22 protein-coding genes are annotated in these 17,333 nt (G+C 55.6%); 10 read left to right on the top strand and 12 right to left on the bottom strand.

The window, feature by feature from the left end:
- Positions 1 to 9: 9 nt before the first annotated feature.
- From B3K78_RS00135 to B3K78_RS00180, 10 genes are all read right to left on the bottom strand, one after another.
- Complete coding sequence (locus B3K78_RS00135; protein ID WP_027874573.1) at positions 10 to 279, bottom strand: HPr family phosphocarrier protein; 270 nt, start codon at positions 277 to 279, stop codon at positions 10 to 12.
- Between the two features lie 18 nt (positions 280 to 297).
- Entirely contained in the window at positions 298 to 1,155 is an 858-nt protein-coding gene (rapZ, locus tag B3K78_RS00140) for an RNase adapter RapZ (protein ID WP_286693846.1), read from the bottom strand.
- Positions 1,156 to 1,157: 2 nt separating this feature from the next.
- Entirely contained in the window at positions 1,158 to 1,607 is a 450-nt protein-coding gene (ptsN, locus tag B3K78_RS00145; protein ID WP_204997274.1) for a PTS IIA-like nitrogen regulatory protein PtsN, read from the bottom strand.
- Between the two features lie 29 nt (positions 1,608 to 1,636).
- Positions 1,637 to 1,924, bottom strand: coding sequence for a ribosome hibernation-promoting factor, HPF/YfiA family (gene hpf, locus B3K78_RS00150; RefSeq protein ID WP_204997275.1), 288 nt, complete (start codon positions 1,922 to 1,924; stop codon positions 1,637 to 1,639).
- Positions 1,925 to 1,993: 69 nt separating this feature from the next.
- Positions 1,994 to 3,487: an RNA polymerase factor sigma-54 gene (locus tag B3K78_RS00155; RefSeq protein WP_204997276.1), complete on the bottom strand. Its 1,494-nt coding sequence runs from the start codon at positions 3,485 to 3,487 to the stop codon at positions 1,994 to 1,996.
- Between the two features lie 143 nt (positions 3,488 to 3,630).
- Positions 3,631 to 4,356, bottom strand: coding sequence for an LPS export ABC transporter ATP-binding protein (gene lptB / locus B3K78_RS00160; protein WP_204997277.1), 726 nt, complete (start codon positions 4,354 to 4,356; stop codon positions 3,631 to 3,633).
- 1 nt (position 4,357) lies between these two features.
- Entirely contained in the window at positions 4,358 to 4,915 is a 558-nt protein-coding gene (gene lptA / locus B3K78_RS00165) for a lipopolysaccharide transport periplasmic protein LptA (protein ID WP_286693847.1), read from the bottom strand.
- Positions 4,902 to 5,474, bottom strand: coding sequence for an LPS export ABC transporter periplasmic protein LptC (lptC, locus tag B3K78_RS00170; protein ID WP_286693848.1), 573 nt, complete (start codon positions 5,472 to 5,474; stop codon positions 4,902 to 4,904). The genes lptA and lptC overlap by 14 nt, the downstream gene beginning before the upstream one ends.
- Positions 5,475 to 5,996 (bottom strand): KdsC family phosphatase, encoded by a 522-nt coding sequence (locus B3K78_RS00175; protein WP_204997280.1) that lies wholly within the window; start codon positions 5,994 to 5,996, stop codon positions 5,475 to 5,477.
- Positions 5,997 to 6,009: 13 nt separating this feature from the next.
- Complete coding sequence (locus B3K78_RS00180; RefSeq protein ID WP_286693849.1) at positions 6,010 to 6,978, bottom strand: KpsF/GutQ family sugar-phosphate isomerase; 969 nt, start codon at positions 6,976 to 6,978, stop codon at positions 6,010 to 6,012.
- 202 nt (positions 6,979 to 7,180) lie between these two features.
- On the opposite strand from B3K78_RS00180, the gene B3K78_RS00185 reads away from it, so the two are divergent.
- From B3K78_RS00185 to hisC, 6 genes are all read left to right on the top strand, one after another.
- Positions 7,181 to 7,855 (top strand): MlaC/ttg2D family ABC transporter substrate-binding protein, encoded by a 675-nt coding sequence (locus B3K78_RS00185; protein ID WP_286693850.1) that lies wholly within the window; start codon positions 7,181 to 7,183, stop codon positions 7,853 to 7,855.
- Between the two features lie 85 nt (positions 7,856 to 7,940).
- On the top strand, positions 7,941 to 8,168 hold the full coding sequence (locus tag B3K78_RS00190; RefSeq protein WP_027874562.1) for a BolA family protein: 228 nt from the start codon (positions 7,941 to 7,943) through the stop codon (positions 8,166 to 8,168).
- 35 nt (positions 8,169 to 8,203) lie between these two features.
- Positions 8,204 to 9,469, top strand: a complete 1,266-nt coding sequence (murA, locus tag B3K78_RS00195) for a UDP-N-acetylglucosamine 1-carboxyvinyltransferase (RefSeq protein WP_286693851.1) — start codon at positions 8,204 to 8,206, stop codon at positions 9,467 to 9,469.
- A 63-nt stretch (positions 9,470 to 9,532) separates the two neighbouring features.
- Positions 9,533 to 10,180, top strand: coding sequence for an ATP phosphoribosyltransferase (hisG, locus tag B3K78_RS00200; protein WP_286693852.1), 648 nt, complete (start codon positions 9,533 to 9,535; stop codon positions 10,178 to 10,180).
- Between the two features lie 2 nt (positions 10,181 to 10,182).
- On the top strand, positions 10,183 to 11,505 hold the full coding sequence (gene hisD / locus B3K78_RS00205) for a histidinol dehydrogenase (RefSeq protein ID WP_286693853.1): 1,323 nt from the start codon (positions 10,183 to 10,185) through the stop codon (positions 11,503 to 11,505).
- The gene (hisC, locus tag B3K78_RS00210; protein ID WP_286693854.1) at positions 11,498 to 12,559 is read left to right on the top strand and encodes a histidinol-phosphate transaminase; all 1,062 of its coding nucleotides are present in this window, start codon (positions 11,498 to 11,500) and stop codon (positions 12,557 to 12,559) included. The genes hisD and hisC overlap by 8 nt, the downstream gene beginning before the upstream one ends.
- Here the strand turns inward: hisC and B3K78_RS00215 are convergent.
- Positions 12,556 to 13,611: a trypsin-like peptidase domain-containing protein gene (locus B3K78_RS00215; RefSeq protein ID WP_286693855.1), complete on the bottom strand. Its 1,056-nt coding sequence runs from the start codon at positions 13,609 to 13,611 to the stop codon at positions 12,556 to 12,558. The genes hisC and B3K78_RS00215 overlap by 4 nt on opposite strands.
- Positions 13,612 to 13,732: 121 nt before the next feature.
- Between B3K78_RS00215 and B3K78_RS00220 the strand changes: the two genes are divergently transcribed.
- Entirely contained in the window at positions 13,733 to 14,506 is a 774-nt protein-coding gene (locus tag B3K78_RS00220) for a Nif3-like dinuclear metal center hexameric protein (protein WP_414711274.1), read from the top strand.
- A gap of 6 nt (positions 14,507 to 14,512) precedes the next feature.
- Here B3K78_RS00220 and B3K78_RS00225 read toward each other — a convergent pair whose 3' ends face one another.
- Positions 14,513 to 14,989, bottom strand: a complete 477-nt coding sequence (locus B3K78_RS00225; RefSeq protein ID WP_204997286.1) for a Z-ring associated ZapG family protein — start codon at positions 14,987 to 14,989, stop codon at positions 14,513 to 14,515.
- Positions 14,990 to 15,135: 146 nt separating this feature from the next.
- Between B3K78_RS00225 and zapE the strand changes: the two genes are divergently transcribed.
- The 3 genes from zapE to rpsI all read left to right on the top strand — a co-directional run bounded on the left by zapE (position 15,136) and on the right by rpsI (position 17,193).
- Positions 15,136 to 16,242, top strand: a complete 1,107-nt coding sequence (zapE, locus tag B3K78_RS00230) for a cell division protein ZapE (RefSeq protein WP_286693856.1) — start codon at positions 15,136 to 15,138, stop codon at positions 16,240 to 16,242.
- A gap of 117 nt (positions 16,243 to 16,359) precedes the next feature.
- Positions 16,360 to 16,788, top strand: coding sequence for a 50S ribosomal protein L13 (rplM, locus tag B3K78_RS00235; protein ID WP_204997288.1), 429 nt, complete (start codon positions 16,360 to 16,362; stop codon positions 16,786 to 16,788).
- Positions 16,789 to 16,800: 12 nt separating this feature from the next.
- Entirely contained in the window at positions 16,801 to 17,193 is a 393-nt protein-coding gene (gene rpsI / locus B3K78_RS00240) for a 30S ribosomal protein S9 (protein WP_204997289.1), read from the top strand.
- The last annotated feature ends 140 nt before the right edge of the window (positions 17,194 to 17,333 follow it).

Consider the following 17,333-nt stretch of genomic DNA (forward strand, 5'->3'; position numbering starts at 1 on the left):
GTATTTGATTTATTCGCCTTCGTCAAAGCGGCGTTCGATCAAGTCGACGAGAGCGTCGAGGGCTGCTTGTTCGTCTTCCCCTTCGCAGCGAATGTGCAGTGTCATGCCTTTGCTGGCCGCGAGCATCATTACCGACATGATGCTTTTTCCGTCGACCCATTGCTGCCCCGCCGACACCTGAATGCGAGAGGCAAATGCGGTGCTGGTGGTCACGAATTTGGACGCAGCACGGGCGTGAAGGCCGAGTTTATTGATGATAGGAATTTGGATTTCTTGCATCGCCTTGTCCAGCCCAGGTTAGTGCTGAAGTTCGCGGTGGCGAACTTGCAGGCCAGGACAGGTGTCGCGAAGCGCCTTAGCCAGCTTTTCGGCCATGTATACTGAGCGATGTTGTCCACCCGTGCAACCGATCGCGATGGTGAAGTAGCTGCGACCGGCAGATTCTATCTCAGGCAGCCAGCGCAGCAGGTAAGTGAGTATGTCGCTATACATCTGTTGGACTTGCGGCTGGGCATCGAGGAAGTGCTGAACGGCGTCGTCGCGGCCGCTGAGGCTGCGCAGCGCCTCGTCCCAGTGAGGGTTGGGGAGCATGCGCAGATCGTAGACCTGGTCGGCATCAATGGGTAGGCCGCGCTTAAAGCCGAAGGACTTTAGTTGTAATGCCATGCGGCTAGCGTCGACGCCGAGAACGCGGTCACGTATGGTGGCGCGCAATTGATGCACAGTCATGTCGCTGCTATCGATGGTCAGCGATGCCTCGGCGACGATGGGCTCCAACAGCGCAGACTCTTGCTTTATCGCGTCGCTAAGCGGCTGGGAGTCGGTGCTCAGTGGATGCCGTCGACGGGTCTCGCTAAAACGCTTAATGAGCTTGTCGTCGCTGGCATCCAAAAAAAGAATACGCAAGCTGGCCAGGCTTCGAACTTGTTTGCACAGTTCTTGGAAGCGGGCGAGCTCTGTTTGTGAGTTTCTCGCATCGATACAGACAGCAACCTGCTGATGAACTTTCAGTGTGCTTTGAGAGAGTTCGGCAACGAGTGCGGGCAGCAGTGACACCGGCAGGTTGTCGATGGCGTAAAAGCCTTCGTCTTCGAGCTGGTGCAGCGCCGTGCTTTTGCCCGAACCTGAGCGGCCGCTGAGAATGATAAGCTTCACGCCTAGCTGGCTACCGCACGTTCATAAAGACTGCTGTCGCTGTCTGCGCTGCGAAGCTGCTGGCGGAAAGCGTCATCGTTGAAGGCGTTGGCCAAGCTTGCCAACACTTTAATGTGTTCGTCGTGTGCTTCGGCAGGGACGATCAACGCAAACACTAAGTCCACGGGTTGGTCGTCTATCGCTTCGAAGTCGATAGGCTCGGCAAGTTTAAGCAGCATGCCGGTAATTTCGGTGCACTGCTGGCTGCGACAGTGGGGAATCGCAACCCCGTGCCCGATACCGGTGCTTCCGAGTCGCTCGCGGGCGAGCAGTTCGTTGAACAGTTCGTCGGCGTTGAATTGCGCATTATCCTCACTGACAAAAATAGAAATTTGTTCCAGTAGGCGTTTCTTGCTGCCCACAGACGTACCGCAGTGGGTACGTCCGGGGCTGAGTATTGAATCAAGGGTCATGTTTACGTTTCCGGAACATCCCCGGGCCTTTAGTGGCCCAGGTTTTTCTCCTTGTGTTTAATAAGCTGGCGATCGAGCTTGTCGGTGAGGCTGTCGATGGCCGCGTACATATCCTCTGATTCACAGGTGGCGAACAGATCGGCGCCGGCCACATGTACGGTGGCTTCAGCTTTTTGAACCAGCTTTTCTACTGACAAGGTAACGTCGGTATTGGTGATATTGTCGAAGTGCCGTTGCAGCTTGGCGAGTTTGTTGTTGACGTAATCGCGAAGTGCCGGGGTAACTTCAACATGGTGACCACTGACGGTTATTTGCATATCTTGCTCCTTCATCGCTGAGAACATCCGGCGCCTCCCGGCGCGTTGTTTGGGCCTTTTGGGGCCTTATTAGACCAGTCTTTTCCGTTCGTTAGAGGGCGGAATGACTAGTGATTCCCTGTACTTTGCAATGGTTCGCCGGGCAACTTTGATGCCTTGCTCGGCCAACAGTTGGGTGATTTTGCTGTCGCTTAGCGGTTTTTTGGGATTTTCTGCGGCAATTAATTTTTTGATTAGTGCACGAATCGCCGTGGAGGAGCATTCTCCTCCGGTATCGGTCGAGACGTGGCTGGAGAAAAAATATTTGAGTTCGTAGATGCCTCTCGGGGTATGCATATATTTTTGCGTGGTAACCCGTGAGATCGTCGATTCATGCATGCTCACCGCATCGGCGATGTCGTGGAGCACTAGCGGTTTCATCGCTTCGTCGCCGTACTCCAGGAACCCGCGCTGATACTCAACAATTTTGGTGGCGACTTTCATCAGTGTTTCGTTGCGGCTCTGCAGACTTTTAATGAACCAGCGCGCTTCCTGTAGGTTGTCGCGAATATAGTCTTTGTCGCTGCTGGTGCCGCTGTCTTTGGCGAGCGATGCGTAGTGGCTGTTAATTTGTATTTTCGGGGCAATGTCCGGGTTTAACTCAACCAGCCAGCGGCCTTCTTTTTTGCTGACGAATACGTCTGGTACCACATACTCTGTTTCGTCGTTGCCCACGCAGTCACCAGGAGTGGGGTTCAGCGTTTGAATGAGTGCCAGGGTGTCGCGCAGTTGGTCTTCTTTTAGCCGGCAGCGACGCATGATTTGGTTGTAATCACGGTTGCCGAGCTGCGGCATGTGCTGCTCGACAATCTGCAGCGCTTCAGCCAGGTATGGGGTGTCTGGGGAGAGCTGCCGAAGTTGAATTAACAAGCATTCTTGAAGGTCCTGGCCGCCAACACCGGGGGGGTCAAACTGCTGGATGAGGTGAAGGACTGCATTCACTTCTTCTATTTCGATATTGTCGTCGTCGAAGGCGTCCACCAGCTCTTCGGGGCTGACGGTGAGCCGCCCCTTTTCATCGATCGCGTCGATGATGGCATCGGCGACGATGCGGTCAAGTTCTGAGAGCCGGCTGAGGTTGAGTTGCCAGCGCAGGTGGTCCTGGAGCGACTCTGAGCTGCCGTGGCGATAGTCATTGTTGTAGTCGTCGTCGGCGCTACCGGCCGCGGAGGAGCTTGGTGCAGAGCTTTGGTAGACGTCTTCCCACTGGCTGTCTACCGGCAAATCTTCGGGGATGTCGCTGCGCTCGGCCCATTCACTGTCGGCGTCGTTGCTGGGCGCCTCCTCAGCAGAGGTCGTTTTGCTGTCAGCCTCATTGGCGTTACTTTCGCTCTGGCTGTTGCTGCTCTGGGGTTCCGGGCTGTCGCTGTCTTCCTCTACTTCCAGCAGGGGGTTGGAGTCCAGTGCCGACTGAATTTCCTGTTGAAGGTCGAGGGTGGAGAGCTGTAATAAACGAATCGCCTGTTGCAGCTGGGGCGTCATGGTCAGCTGCTGACCGACTTTTAGCTGGAGCGATTGTTTCATAGGCAATGACTTCTACTACAACCATACCTGAGGGATTAAATGCCGTTATGTAGTCATAAACGACGATGCTTCAGGGTCAGTGTAGTCCCGCAGCCGCACCGCTGCAATAGGCGTTTAAAGCAATTGCTGTGCCGATTTTTTGATCAAAGGGTAAATGTGTCGCCGAGGTAGATGTCCCGCACGATTTGGTTGTTGAGTACGGCCTCGGCATTGCCCTCAGCAACGATGCGACCTTCGCCAACTATGTAGGCTTTTTCGCAGATATCGAGGGTTTCTCGCACATTGTGGTCGGTAATCAGGACGCCGATGCCGCGCGCCTGCAGGTGGCGAATAATTTGCTGAATATCGTTCACCGATATGGGGTCTACCCCGGCAAAGGGCTCGTCGAGCAGAATAAAACTGGGCTCGGTGGCCAGTGCTCGCGCAATTTCTACTCTGCGCCGTTCCCCGCCCGAGAGCGCCATACCCGGCGATTGGCGAATATGGGCAATGTGAAATTCTTGTAGCAGTGCATCGAGCTTTTCTTTGCGTTGCTTGCGATTCAGGTCGCTGCGGGTCTCCAATATCGCCATGATGTTGTCAGCGACGCTCAGCTTCCGAAATATGGATGCTTCCTGAGGGAGGTAGCCGACGCCGTGTTTGGCCCGACCCTGGATGGAAAGTGGTGTCAGGTCTTTGTCGTCGAGCTGAATGCGGCCACGGTCGGCGTTGACGATGCCGACGATCATGTAAAAACAGGTTGTTTTCCCTGCCCCGTTGGGACCCAACAAGCCGACTATTTCACCGCTGTTAATACTCAGGGAGACGTCTTTGATTACCTCTCTGCCTTTGTAGGCTTTAGCGAGGTTGCTGGCTTTCAATACGGGCATGTTAGCGGGGAGTCTCCGGGGTGTCGGGGGTGGTGCTTGGCGCGGGGCTATCGGTATCACTCACGCCCTGCTGAGGCTGTAGGGTCATTTGTACCCTGCCATCGAGTTTGTGGCTGCCGCCATCGGCAATGACCATTTGCTTGCGCCCGCTGTATACAATGCGATCGCCACTGATCTTTGAGCCTTGATGTCGGATGGTGGCATCTTTTTGCAGCAGGATTTCCTCGGCATTTAGGCTGTATTCTATGAGTCGAGCACTGGCGACCACGACGCCTTCCCCGGCGCGGGGTTGTTGCTCAAAATGGGCGGGGCTGCCATGGGCAATAACCTTGGTTACTTTTCTGTCAGCCTCGACAATAATCAGCTTGTCTGCACGAATAATCAGGCTGCCCTGCGACATATTGACGTTGCCCGTGTAAATGCCGCGATTGTTTTCATAGGTGGCTTTGTCTGAGCTGAGGTTGATGGCCTGGCGGCGATCATCGGGCAAGCCATGCACGCTGCTGGCGAGGCAGAGCAGGGCGCTAATAGCGAAGGTGGGTAGATTATTGCGGTTCATAGTATCCTTTTACCTTCGCGAGCAGCTCGACTTTCTCGTTAACGAGGTCGGCCGTCATGCCCTCCGACTGGGTTTCGCCATTGGGTAGTTGCAGTCGCAGTGGCTGATCCGTCGCAACCAGGCTTTGCTCCAGGTCAATGCTGAGTTGCTCTGTGTGGATTTGCGCTTCGCGAATTAAGTCTTCAACAACAACACTGCCACGCAACTGCAGTTGTTGGCCATTTTGTGACAGTGTGCCGGTAATGGCTTGCGCCGTCCACGGCCGCTGCTCGCCGATATTGCCGATGTAAAAGGGCTGATTGAGCTGGATGCTGCCCGAGGAAATCATGCGTTCGGCACTGTCTGCGCGCCAGCGGTATGCCACATTGCCGTCTTGGCGATATTTCAAGCCTTCGATGCCCTGGAGGTGGGAGTCAACGTCGGGGATGGCTTCGAAGCTGTCAGTCAGGCTCAATTTCCCGCTCTCACTAAATTGCGTGAGGTAGATCACGGTGCCCGCGATAGCGGCCAGTACCGATAGGACCGATGCAGCATTGATATTGAATGACGGCGCAGCCATTTACAGGAACTGCTCAAGTGCGTCGTTGAGCTTGCCTTGAGACATCAAAATAAGCTCGGCGATCTCTCTCACAGCGCCGCTGCCCCCCGCGGCACGCGTTTGCCAGTCGGCATGGCGTGCTACGAAGTGGTGACCATTGGCGACGGTAATGCCCAGGCCCGCTGCTCGAATCGCGGCTAAGTCGGGTAAATCGTCACCCACGTAGGCGATTTGATCGTAGCTTAGTTTGAGGTCTTGGCGCAGTTCTTCGAGTGCCGTGCCTTTGTCTTCCCTGCCTTGGTAGATTAACTCGATGCTCAGTTCTCGCGCGCGTCGCAGCAGCAGTTCAGAGGTTCTGCCGGTGATAATTGCGGGGCGGATGCCGGCGTCGCGCAGCAGTTTAATACCAAGCCCGTCAAGGATGCTGAACGCTTTCATTTCCTCGCCGCTATTGCCAAAGTACAGGCTGCCGTTGGTCAGTACGCCGTCGACATCCATTGCCAGTAGGGTGACCGTTTTTGCTTTTTCGAGAATGGTTTGCATGGTGTTCCCTGTTTTAGGCGACGCCGGCTTTAAGCAGGTCGTGGGTGTGGATCACGCCTACTGGCTTTGCGTGATCGTCCAGAGCGACCAAGACGGTGATTTTATTATCTTCCATAATGCGCAGTGCTTCTGCGGCCAGTGTGCCGGGCCTGATGCTGCGGCAGTTGGCGGTCATCACGTCGTCTATTTTCGCCTGGTGAATGTCAATGCCGCGGTCGATCGCGCGCCGCAAGTCGCCGTCTGTGAAAATACCCGCCAGGCTGCCGTCTTCATTGAGTACCGTGGTCATACCCAGCGCCTTACTGCTCATTTCCAGCAGGGCATCGCTGAGCTTGGCGCCAGTATTGATGTGCGGTATGGCTTCCCCGGTGTGCATAATATTGTCAATCTTCAGCAGCAGGCGTCGACCCAGCGCGCCGCCGGGGTGAGAGAAGGCAAAATCATCGGCGGTGAAGCCGCGGGCCTCCAGTAACGCGATGGCGAGCGCATCGCCCATTACAAGTGTTACGGTCGTGCTGGATGTCGGGGCAAGATTCAGTGGGCAGGCCTCTTGTTCTACGCCGACGTCGAGATGGACATCCGCGCTGCTGGCGAGCTCCGAGTTGGGCTTTCCCGTCATGGCGATCACGGGTACGGCCAGCAGCTTAAGCAGCGGGATCAGGGTGACCAGTTCTGCAGTTGACCCCGAGTTTGACAGGGCTATCACCACGTCGCCGGCGGTAATCATCCCCATATCGCCGTGGCTGGCCTCCCCGGGGTGTACAAAAAATGCGGGGGTGCCTGTACTGGCCAGGGTCGCCGCCAGTTTGTTGCCGATGTGGCCCGATTTACCCATGCCGGTGACAACGACTCTGCCCTTGCAGTTTAGAAGAAGTTCGCAGGCGCGATTAAAGCTGTCGTCGATACGCTCGCCGAGCGCGTCGACGGCGTCTCCTTCCATGCGAATAACGCGTTTAGCAGTGTCGAGATAAGAAGATGCCATCGTTGGGAGGAAACCTCGTTATTGCAATAATGCCGTTAAGCGGCGGCTAATTTTCGCTATGATAATTTCCAATGTGAAAAATTAACAGGTTTACCTCGTCGTCGTGCGGGGAGCCAATTCCGTAAACTGCTGTCTTAGCAAGGGTGTAGAGCAGGCTATTCGCGGTAACGCGGGTCGTGGCTTAACTATCGGAGATAAAAAAATGTTCAAACAAATGCTTTTGGCGCTGGGTTTGGTGATATTTGCGGGCGCCGTGTCGGCGGCTGACGCACAGCGCGGGCCTCATGAAGTGGTGGCGGGTACCACGCAGGAATTGATGAAAGTGATTGAAGAGGCGCGCGAGTACGTTGCCGAAGATCCGCAACGCTTTAACGACGAAGTGCGTCGAATTATGGATGAGGTTGTGGATTTCCAGAGCTTTGCTCGCGGGGTAATGGGCAAATACGGTAGTCGTGCGTATTACCAGAGCTTGCGAACCAAAGAGGAGCGCGAGCAATTTCGCGACAATGTGATTCGCTTTACCAAGAACTTCAAAGACGGTTTGATCAACACCTACGCAAAGGGTCTGCTTGGTTTCAACGGCAACAAAATAGAAGTACTTCCGCTGCCTGCTGATGCGGATTTGTCCGGTAGCGTCGGCGTGCGCCAGCACATCTACGGCGAGCGCGCTGAGCCCTATGAAGTTGTTTATACCCTTCGCCGTGGGCGCGACGGTAACTGGATGCTGCGCAACGTGATCATAGAGGGGCTGAATTTGGGGTTGATCTACCAAAACCAGTTCACTACCGCGGTGGCGACCTATGATGGCGACATTGATAAAGTGATCGACAACTGGACGGTTGCTCCGAGAGAGGTGATGGAGCAGGCCGCCAAGTGAAGACCTGCGGCGGTCTTCTCGCCAAGACCGCCGCAATTGCGTACAATTCGTCGCCTAATTTTTGTATTTACGGAATACCTTAGGCATGCAAGCAGAACAGATCCTGGCGCGACTCCGCGAACACTTCGCAGATGGTGTTTTTGAAGTGAGTGGGGAAGGTAATCATTACGATGTGCAAGTGATCAGCGATGCCTTTGCCGGTCTTCGCCCGGTGAAGCGTCAGCAGCTGGTATATGCCGCCGTGAACGACTGGATTAAAGACGGTTCTCTCCACGCTATTAATATTAAGGCGCTGACCCCTGCCGAAGCCTGATGGGCAAATAGGTAGTTGGCGGCGCAGGAGCTCTCATGGATAAATTGTTAATCCGCGGCGGTGGTCCGCTCAGCGGAGAGATACGCGTTTCAGGTTCAAAAAATGCGGCCCTGCCGATACTGGCGGCGACTCTGCTATCCAGTGAGCCGGTAAGAGTCAGTAACCTGCCCCATCTTCACGATATTACTACCATGATCGCCCTGCTGCGTAGCATGGGTACTGAGCTGTTGGTTGACGAGAAACTCTGCGTTGAAATCAACGGTGCCACAACGAAGCAGACCACCGCGCCCTACGAATTGGTGAAAACCATGCGGGCGTCGATCCTAGTGCTTGGTCCGCTTTTGGCCCATTTTGGGCGCGCCAGAGTGTCTTTCCCCGGCGGCTGTGCGATCGGCAGCCGTCCTGTTGATCAGCATTTGCGTGGCCTGGAGGCCATGGGCGCGCAGATCGACGTCGATGAAGGCTACATTACCGCAACCTGTCCCAACGGGCGGTTGAAGGGCGCCCATATTTTGTTTGATATGGTCACCGTCGGCGGCACCGAGAATGTTCTTATGGCGGCGTGTTTGGCCGAGGGGCGAACAGTTCTGGAAAATGCGGCGCGAGAGCCAGAGATTATTGACTTGGCGAATTGCTTAATCGCGATGGGAGCCAAGATTTCCGGCCATGGTAGTGCAACCATCACCATTGATGGTGTAGAAAAGTTAGGTGGCTGCAGTTATTCGGTGATGCCAGACCGCATAGAGGCGGGAACCTACTTAGTTGCCGCTGCAGCAACGCGCGGCAATATTAAACTGCGGGATATCGATCCCAACACGCTAGATGCTGTGTTGGTTAAGCTTGAAGAAGCCGGCGCGAAAATTGAGCATGGCGAAGACTGGATTAGCCTGGATATGGAAGGCCGACGTCCCAAGGCCGTGAGTTTCAAGACGGTGCCATACCCGGGATTCCCCACAGATATGCAAGCGCAGTTCACGGCGATGAATGCGGTGGCTGAGGGCGTTGCCAAAGTGAGCGAAACCATCTTTGAAAACCGCTTGATTCAAACCCACGAAATGAATCGTATGGGTGCGAACATTAGCGTCGATGGCAATACCGCGTTGATTACCGGAACAGAACGCCTGAAAGGTGCGCCGGTAATGGCCAGCGACTTGCGCGCGTCGGCGAGTCTGGTGATTGCTGGTTTAGTGGCTGACGGTGAGACACTCGTGGACCGCATCTACCATATTGACCGCGGCTACGAGTGTATTGAAGAAAAGTTCTTGTCGCTCGGCGCCGACATTCGCCGGGTCAGCAGTTAAAAAATATTAGTCTGGCCATTGCCGCAAGTATTGGCGGTAAAGCCTAATTCGGGAGTTGTAAGCGTGGATCAGCCAATTACCATAGCGCTAACGAAGGGGCGTATTCTCAAAGAGACGCTGCCTCTTTTGGCGGAGGCGGGTATTGAACCGCTGGAGGATATTTCCAGTAGCAGAAAGTTGATCTTCTCGACAAATCATCCCCATATTCAATTGATCGTGATTCGAGGTACGGACGTACCCACATACGTAAAGCTGGGCTCGGCTGATATCGGCATTGCCGGTAAAGATATGCTGCTCGAGTTAGGGGCTGAGGACATGTATGAGCCTCTGGATCTGAACATCGCGCGGTGCAAGCTAATGACCGCTGGGCGGGTGGGCGAGCCGCTGCCTCAAGGGCGCGTGCGCGTTGCGACAAAGTTTGTAAACGTTGCGCGCCGCCACTTTGCCGAGCGCGGTATTCAAGTGGAATTGATCAAGCTTTACGGTGCCATGGAGCTGGCGCCGCTGATGGATCTTGCCGATCTAATCGTCGATATCGTTGATACTGGTAATACCTTGCGAGCGAACGGTATGGAGCCCCTGGAACTGATCTCCCCAGTGAGTTCGCGGTTAGTGGTGAACCGGGCGGCAATGAAGCGCAAGCACGCGGTCATTCAGGGCATTATCAACGATTTGGAAAAGGCAGTTAGCGCACGAGCCGCGGAGGCCTGAAAATGAGCAAGGCAGTGATCAACAGAATGAGCCGCAGCGCGCCGGACTTTGATGCCCGGCTCGATGCTTTGCTCGCCTGGGACTCTGTGTCGGATGCGGGCGTAGTGAGTACGGTCGCCGGTGTGCTGGGCGATATACGTGAGCACGGCGACTCGGCGCTGCTGGACTACACGCGCCGTTTCGATAACGTGGAAGCGGCGTCAGTTGCCGAGCTGGAGTTCAGCCAGCAACAGTTGCACGCGGCATTGCAGCGTATTGATGCACAGCAGCGGCAGGCTCTGGAGCGGGCGGCGGAGCGAATTCGTTTGTACCATGAGCATCAGCGTCAGGAGTCGTGGCAATATCAAGAGGCTGATGGAACGGTGCTTGGCCAGCAAGTGCGGCCTATGGATCGCGTGGGTTTGTATGTGCCGGGTGGCAAGGCAACCTATCCTTCGTCAGTATTAATGAATGCAATTCCAGCCAAAGTGGCTGGGGTGGCTGAGTTGGTTGCCGTGTCCCCCACGCCGGGTGGTCAGGTGAATGATATGGTCTTGGCCGCTGCTGCCATTGCCGGGGTGGATCGGTTGTTTGCGATAGGTGGCGCGCAGGCGATTGCGGCACTTGCCTATGGTACCGAAACCATTCCCAAGGTGGATAAGATCGTCGGGCCTGGCAATATCTATGTCGCCACGGCAAAGCGGCAAGTGTTTGGTAGCGTGGGCTTGGACATGATCGCGGGCCCCTCCGAGATACTGGTCGTTTGTGATGGCAAAACCGATCCTGACTGGATCGCCATGGATTTGTTCTCGCAGGCCGAACACGACGAAGACGCGCAATCATTATTGATATCGCCCAGCACGGAATATCTGGATCAAGTGGCGGCAAGCATCGACCGACTTTTACCGACAATGGAGCGCGAGGATATGATCCGGCGTTCGCTGAGTGAGCGCGGCGCGCTGATCGCTGTGGCGGATATGTCGGAAGCTATCGAGCTGGTGAACCGCATTGCGCCGGAGCACTTAGAGCTATCCGTTGACGAGCCCGAGCAATATTTACCGCAGATCCGTCATGCAGGAGCGATCTTTCTCGGCAGGCACACCCCGGAAGCCTTGGGGGATTACTGCGCAGGACCGAATCACGTGCTGCCGACGTCAGGCACTGCGCGTTTTTCATCGCCGCTTGGCGTGTATGACTTCCAAAAACGCTCCTCGGTGATTAACTGCTCTCCCGCCGGCGCTGCTGTGCTCGCTGAAACCGCGTCGGTGTTGGCGCGTGGTGAATCGCTGACGGCACACGCGCGAAGTGCCGAGTATCGACTCCGGGATGGGGGTGGCGATGAGTAGGTTTTGGAGCCCTCGCGTCAAAGAGCTCGAGCCATACGTGCCGGGCGAGCAGCCCAAGTTGAGCAAGTTGACGAAGCTCAATACCAACGAGAATCCCTTCCCACCGTCGCCTAAGGCTATCGAGGCAATGCAAGCGGCACTGGGTGATGATTTGCGGTTGTACCCGGACCCAAATGCGGACAGCTTGCGGGCGGCGATTGCTAATTATTATGGCGTTGAAGCCAATCAGGTGTTCGTGGGGAATGGCTCCGACGAGGTGCTGGCTCATATTTTTAATGGTCTATTCCAACACGGCCGCCCGCTGCTCTTTCCCGATATCAGCTATAGCTTTTACCCCGTGTATTGCCAGCTGTATAACATTCCTTTTGAGCGCATCCCGTTAACGGACGATTTTGCGATAGATGTCAGTGACTACACCGGCATCAATGGTGGCATTATTTTCCCTAACCCCAATGCCCCCACTGGACGCTTGCTGCCCTTGGATGAAATTCGTCGTTTGCTGGCGGTGAACAACGAAACCGTTGTGGTTGTTGATGAGGCGTATATCGACTTTGGTGGCGAGTCGGCGGTCGGCTTGGTGAATGAATATCCCAATTTGCTGGTAACGCAAACCTTCTCCAAGTCGCGCTCCTTGGCGGGCCTGCGAGTGGGTTTGGCGATTGGTTCAGCAGAGCTGATTGACGCTTTGGATAGGATAAAAAACAGCTTCAATTCCTATCCATTGGACCGTTTGGCATTAGCGGGGGCGGAAGCGGCGATTAACGATCGCGAGTACTTTGCGCAGTGCTGTGATGCGGTGATTGCCGAACGTGAGCGCTTGCGCGCTGAGCTCAGCCAGCGTGGGTTTGAGTCGCTGCCCTCTGCGGCGAATTTTTTGTTCACGCGCCACCGGACGCTGGCAGCCGCGGATATTGCCGCGGCCCTGCGAGAGGATGGGGTGATTGTGCGGCACTTCAAGCAGCCGCGTATCGATAATTATCTGCGTATTACCGTGGGCACTGCCGAGCAGCATGCTCAGTTGTTGGCGTCTTTCGACGCTCGCTTTCCCCGCTAGCCGCCCTGTTGCTCAGGGCGCATCGTAACTTTAGTGGTTACCGAGAATGGTTTGTTGCTGCGCAGCAGGCCTAGTCGAACGGTTTCGCCAGGGCGGGTGTCGGTGATGAGTCTCATCCCGGCGTGGCCGTCGCCAACTTTCTCGCCGTTGATCTCCGTTAAAATATCACCCAGCTGAAGGCCCGCGGTGGCCGCTGGACCATTCCTGGCCAGGCCTGTGATAACCACGCCATTGGTGCCTGTGCCCAGAGGCTGAACTTCAATCCCCAGCCAGCCGCGTACCGGCCGTCCGTAGCGGATGAGGTCGTTCATCGTGCGCAGCGCAAGGTCGGTGGGTATCGCAAGGCCAATACCTGTGGAGCCGCCACTCTGGGTATAAATCGCCGTGTTAATGCCCAGGAGCTTGCCGTCGCGGTCGATCAATGCACCGCCGGAGTTGCCGGGGTTGATCGCGGCGTCGGTTTGAATAAAGTTTTCGAACTGGCTCAAACCCAGTCCATAGCGTCCCGTTGCGCTGATGATCCCCTGGGTTACGGTTTGGCCAAAGCCGTAGGGGTTGCCGATGGCCAGCACAATATTGCCAACCCGCGCCTGCTCTGGCTGCCCGGCTTGGATCGCGGTTAGGTTTTCCAGGTCAATCTTGAGTACCGCCAGATCGGTGTCGGAATCACTGCCGATCACGCTGGCCAGCGCTTGGCGGCCGTCTTGCAGCATCACCAAAATTTCGTCGGCATCTTTAATAACGTGAAAGTTAGTGAGCAGATAGCCGCGCTTGTCGACGATAACCGCCGAGCCAAGGCTGCGCTCCAAGTGTTGCCGTGCCCTGCCGCTGCGGTTAAAGAAGTGCTTGAACAGGGGGTCGTTGGCAAGAGGGTGGCGCTGCTGTACCACTTTGGTGGTGTAGATGTTGACGACCGCAGGTGCTGCCTTCTCCACGGCTGCTGAAAAATCGCCAGGTGCTGCGCCGCCTGGCTGATAAGAGAGGATGAAGAGCCCGAGTAGCAATCCGCAGATACTCGGCCAGAAAAGCGTTTTCAGAAAGTGCAGTTTCACCGCAGCGCCTCAATTTTCAGCAGCATAATCGTTAGCCGGGAGCAGGCTGTGGTTCTGGCGTCCGGCGGGGCGTGATAGCCTATCACGAATGTGAACGATTCCGAATTAACAAGGGGGAAATGTGGCGACGAGTTTGCAGGAGACGAGTTTGCAAGAGTTGGTGGCGGAGGCGAACGCTATCATGGAACCTGAGGCATTTACGGACTACTGCCCGAACGGCCTGCAAGTAGAAGGGCGGGCTGAGGTGCGGCGTATCGTTAGTGGCGTGACGGCCAGTCAGGCGATGATTGATGCTGCTGTGGACGCAGGCGCTGATGTCCTGCTGGTTCACCACGGTTTTTTTTGGCGCGGAGAGGACCCCTGCGTGAAAGGTATGAAGCGCCGGCGCCTCCAGCGGCTGTTAGAGAGCGGCGTTAGCCTTGTTGCCTACCACCTGCCTTTGGATGCCCACCCGGTGCTGGGTAATAACGCTCAGTTGGCAAAAGAGCTGGGGTTTGTGGTGGAGTCGGGGTTGGATGGTTCGGCCAGGCCGGTCGGCAATGTGGGGCGTTTGAGTGAGCCGATGGCCGCGCGCGACTTTGCTGCCAAAGTGGCCAGCGTTTTGGGGAGAGAGCCACTGCTGGAGGAGGTGGGGGAGCACCCCATTCACCGAATTGCCTGGTGTACCGGCGCGGCGCAATCGTATATCGATCGTGCGGCAGAGTTGGGGGTAGATGCCTACCTGAGTGGCGAGGTATCGGAGCCGACCATTCACAGCGCAAGGGAGCAGGGGCTGCACTACATTGCGGCGGGCCACCACGCCACCGAGCGCTACGGCGTGCGCGCGCTTGGCGCCAAGCTAGCGGAGACGCTGGGAATCGAGCATCAGTTTATCGATGTTGATAACCCAGCGTAAGCGGGGTTAGGCGTGGGGCGCCACCGGCGGTTTAGGTTCCTGTTCGGATTCTGAGTCCTTGTCCAGGCCAAACTCTTCATGGAGGGCGCCCTTGCTGCCCGGTTGGCGCGGCGCATAGTCCAGTGGCTGCTGAGAAGGTTTGCCGGCAGCGGGGTTGCCCTCGAGTACGGGGCGGCCCTCGGGAAGGGTTTGCAGGGGACTGATGCCCGTGCTGTGCAGGTCGCGTGCGCCACTGGCGATGTGGTTGTGAACATTGCGGTAGCTTTCAGCAAGGTCGTTGAGTAGCTCTGCAGTGCGGTCAAAGTGGCCGCTGACTTCTTGCTGGTAGTCCTGTTGCTGCTTTTGCATGTCATTAAACTGCTTTTCCAAGGCAGCGCGACTCTGCTGTTCTGGCCTGATGCGGCTGAGCATAAAGTAGCCTGCGGCACTGCCTATCAGCAGGCAGATAATGGCTACGGCGATCAGGGTGCTCAATTCGTACACAGTGTTTCCTCCTTGCTCACGACATGTTGCCGTGTTTCGCCACAGTATAACTGGCTCGGATGATTGGGGCAGCCAGCTGAAGCGAAAAATTGCCAATTGGCATTGCGCTGGGTAAAGTTGCCGCCGTCAAAACTAGGGAGAGCAGTATGTCTTCACCTCTACAGCGCTATCAGAGAGATATTGAGTCGGGCGGGTTTTCCCATGACCAAGCTCAGGCGCATGCTGTTGCGTGTTTGCAGCGTTTGTACGAGGAGCTGATTGCTGCACCGCCGAAAATTCAGGGGCGCGGTTTGGCAGGAGTATTTGCCAGGTTTCGCAAAGCGCCGCCGGTTGCCTCCATTAAAGGGCTCTATTTTTGGGGTGGAGTGGGGCGCGGCAAAACGTATTTAATGGACACGTTTTACGACACTCTGCCGTTTGACGATAAGCTGCGTGCGCACTTTCATCGATTTATGCAGCGCGTTCATCGCGAGCTAAAGGACCTTGCCGGGGAGAAAAACCCCCTGGTTATGGTGGCAGACCGCATAGCGGATGAGGCGAGGGTCATCTGCTTTGACGAGTTTTTTGTCTCCGATATCACCGATGCCATGATTCTCGCAGGCTTGTTCGAACGCTTGTTTGAGCGCGGCGTGGTGCTGGTTGCCACCTCAAATATTGTTCCCGACCAATTGTACAAAGATGGCTTGCAACGGGCGCGCTTTCTGCCGGCTATCGCCTTGATTCAAGAAAATGTTGAGGTTGTGAATGTCGATGGTGGGGTGGACTACCGTCTGCGGGCCCTCGAGCAGGCAGAGTTGTACCACAGCCCCCTGGACGACCAGGCGGAGGCCAGCTTGCAGCGTAGCTTCACCAGTTTGGCGCCCGAGGCACCCGAGGCGAATGTTGCGCTGGATATAGAGGGGCGAAATATTGTCGCCAAGCAAGTGGCTGACGACGTGGCGTGGTTTGAATTCGATGAGCTGTGTGATGGCCCCAGAAGTCAGTACGACTATATCGAGCTGGCGAGAATCTTCCACGCCGTGGTGATTGGCAATGTGCCAATACTGGGCGCCGGAAGAGATGACCAGGCGCGACGTTTTATAAATTTGGTCGATGAGTTTTACGACCGCAATGTAAAACTGGTATTGTCTGCAGCCGCACCGTTGGCGTCGCTGTATGCTGGCGGACGATTAGATTTTGAATTTGAGCGTACCCAGAGCCGTTTGCTCGAAATGCAGTCCAAGGAATATCTGGCGCGAGAGCACCGCCCATAGTGGCGGCTTGCTCTCGCGGTGTTTGTTTAAGAAAGCTGTGTTTTTAGCTTGAAAATCATTTGGCGCTTATGTAGTATTCGCGCTCTTTGTTCGGTACGGTCCCCATAGGCGAGATTCATGAAAACCTTTAGTGCAAAACCCAACGATGTCACTCGCGACTGGTTCGTGGTTGACGCCGCCGACAAAACATTGGGTCGTCTGGCCAGTGAGATTGCGCATCGCTTGCGCGGTAAGCATAAGCCTGAGTACACGCCTCATGTCGATACCGGCGACTACATTGTTGTTGTCAACGCGGAGAAAGTTCGCGTAACTGGCAAGAAAACGACAGACAAGATTTACCATCATCACACTGGCTACCCCGGTGGTTTGAAGTCAATCAGCTTCGAAAAGCTGATCGATAAAGCCCCCGAGCGAGTTATTCAGGGTGCGGTTAAAGGCATGCTGCCTAAAAACCCCCTGGGTCGAGCTATGTTCAAGAAACTGAAAGTTTATGCTGGCGCTGAGCATCCTCACACTGCCCAACAGCCCATCGAACTGAATATTTAACGGAAGCGTACTATGTCAGCCACTCAATATTACGGCACTGGTCGCCGTAAAACTTCTTCAGCTCGCGTCTTTCTGAAGGCGGGAAGCGGTAAAATTTCGATCAATGATCGTGAGCTAGATCAATACTTTGGTCGTGAAGTTGCTCGTATGATCGTTCGTCAGCCTCTGGAGCTGGTCGATATGGTTGAGAAGTTTGATATCAAAGTAAACGTCAGCGGTGGCGGCAGCTTTGGTCAGGCCGGTGCGATTCGTCACGGTATTACACGTGCGCTGATGCAGTATGACGAAGCCTTGCGTGGTGACCTGCGTAAAGCCGGTTACGTGACTCGTGATGCTCGTGAAGTTGAGCGTAAGAAGGTTGGTCTGCGTAAAGCGCGTAGAAAGCCACAGTTCTCCAAGCGTTAACCACTGCGGCCGAATGGCCGGAAGGCGCTTTGGCGGCTATCGGAAAACGCCCAACAGAAAAACTGTGGGCGTTTTTTTTTGCCCGTTTGAGAGGCGGGATAATGCTGGCGAGCAGGGAATTGATTGTCAGTCCGGGCCAA

The organism is Spongiibacter sp. UBA1325 (assembly GCF_002306875.1).
In the GTDB taxonomy this organism is placed as follows: Bacteria; Pseudomonadota; Gammaproteobacteria; order Pseudomonadales; family Spongiibacteraceae; genus Spongiibacter; species Spongiibacter marinus.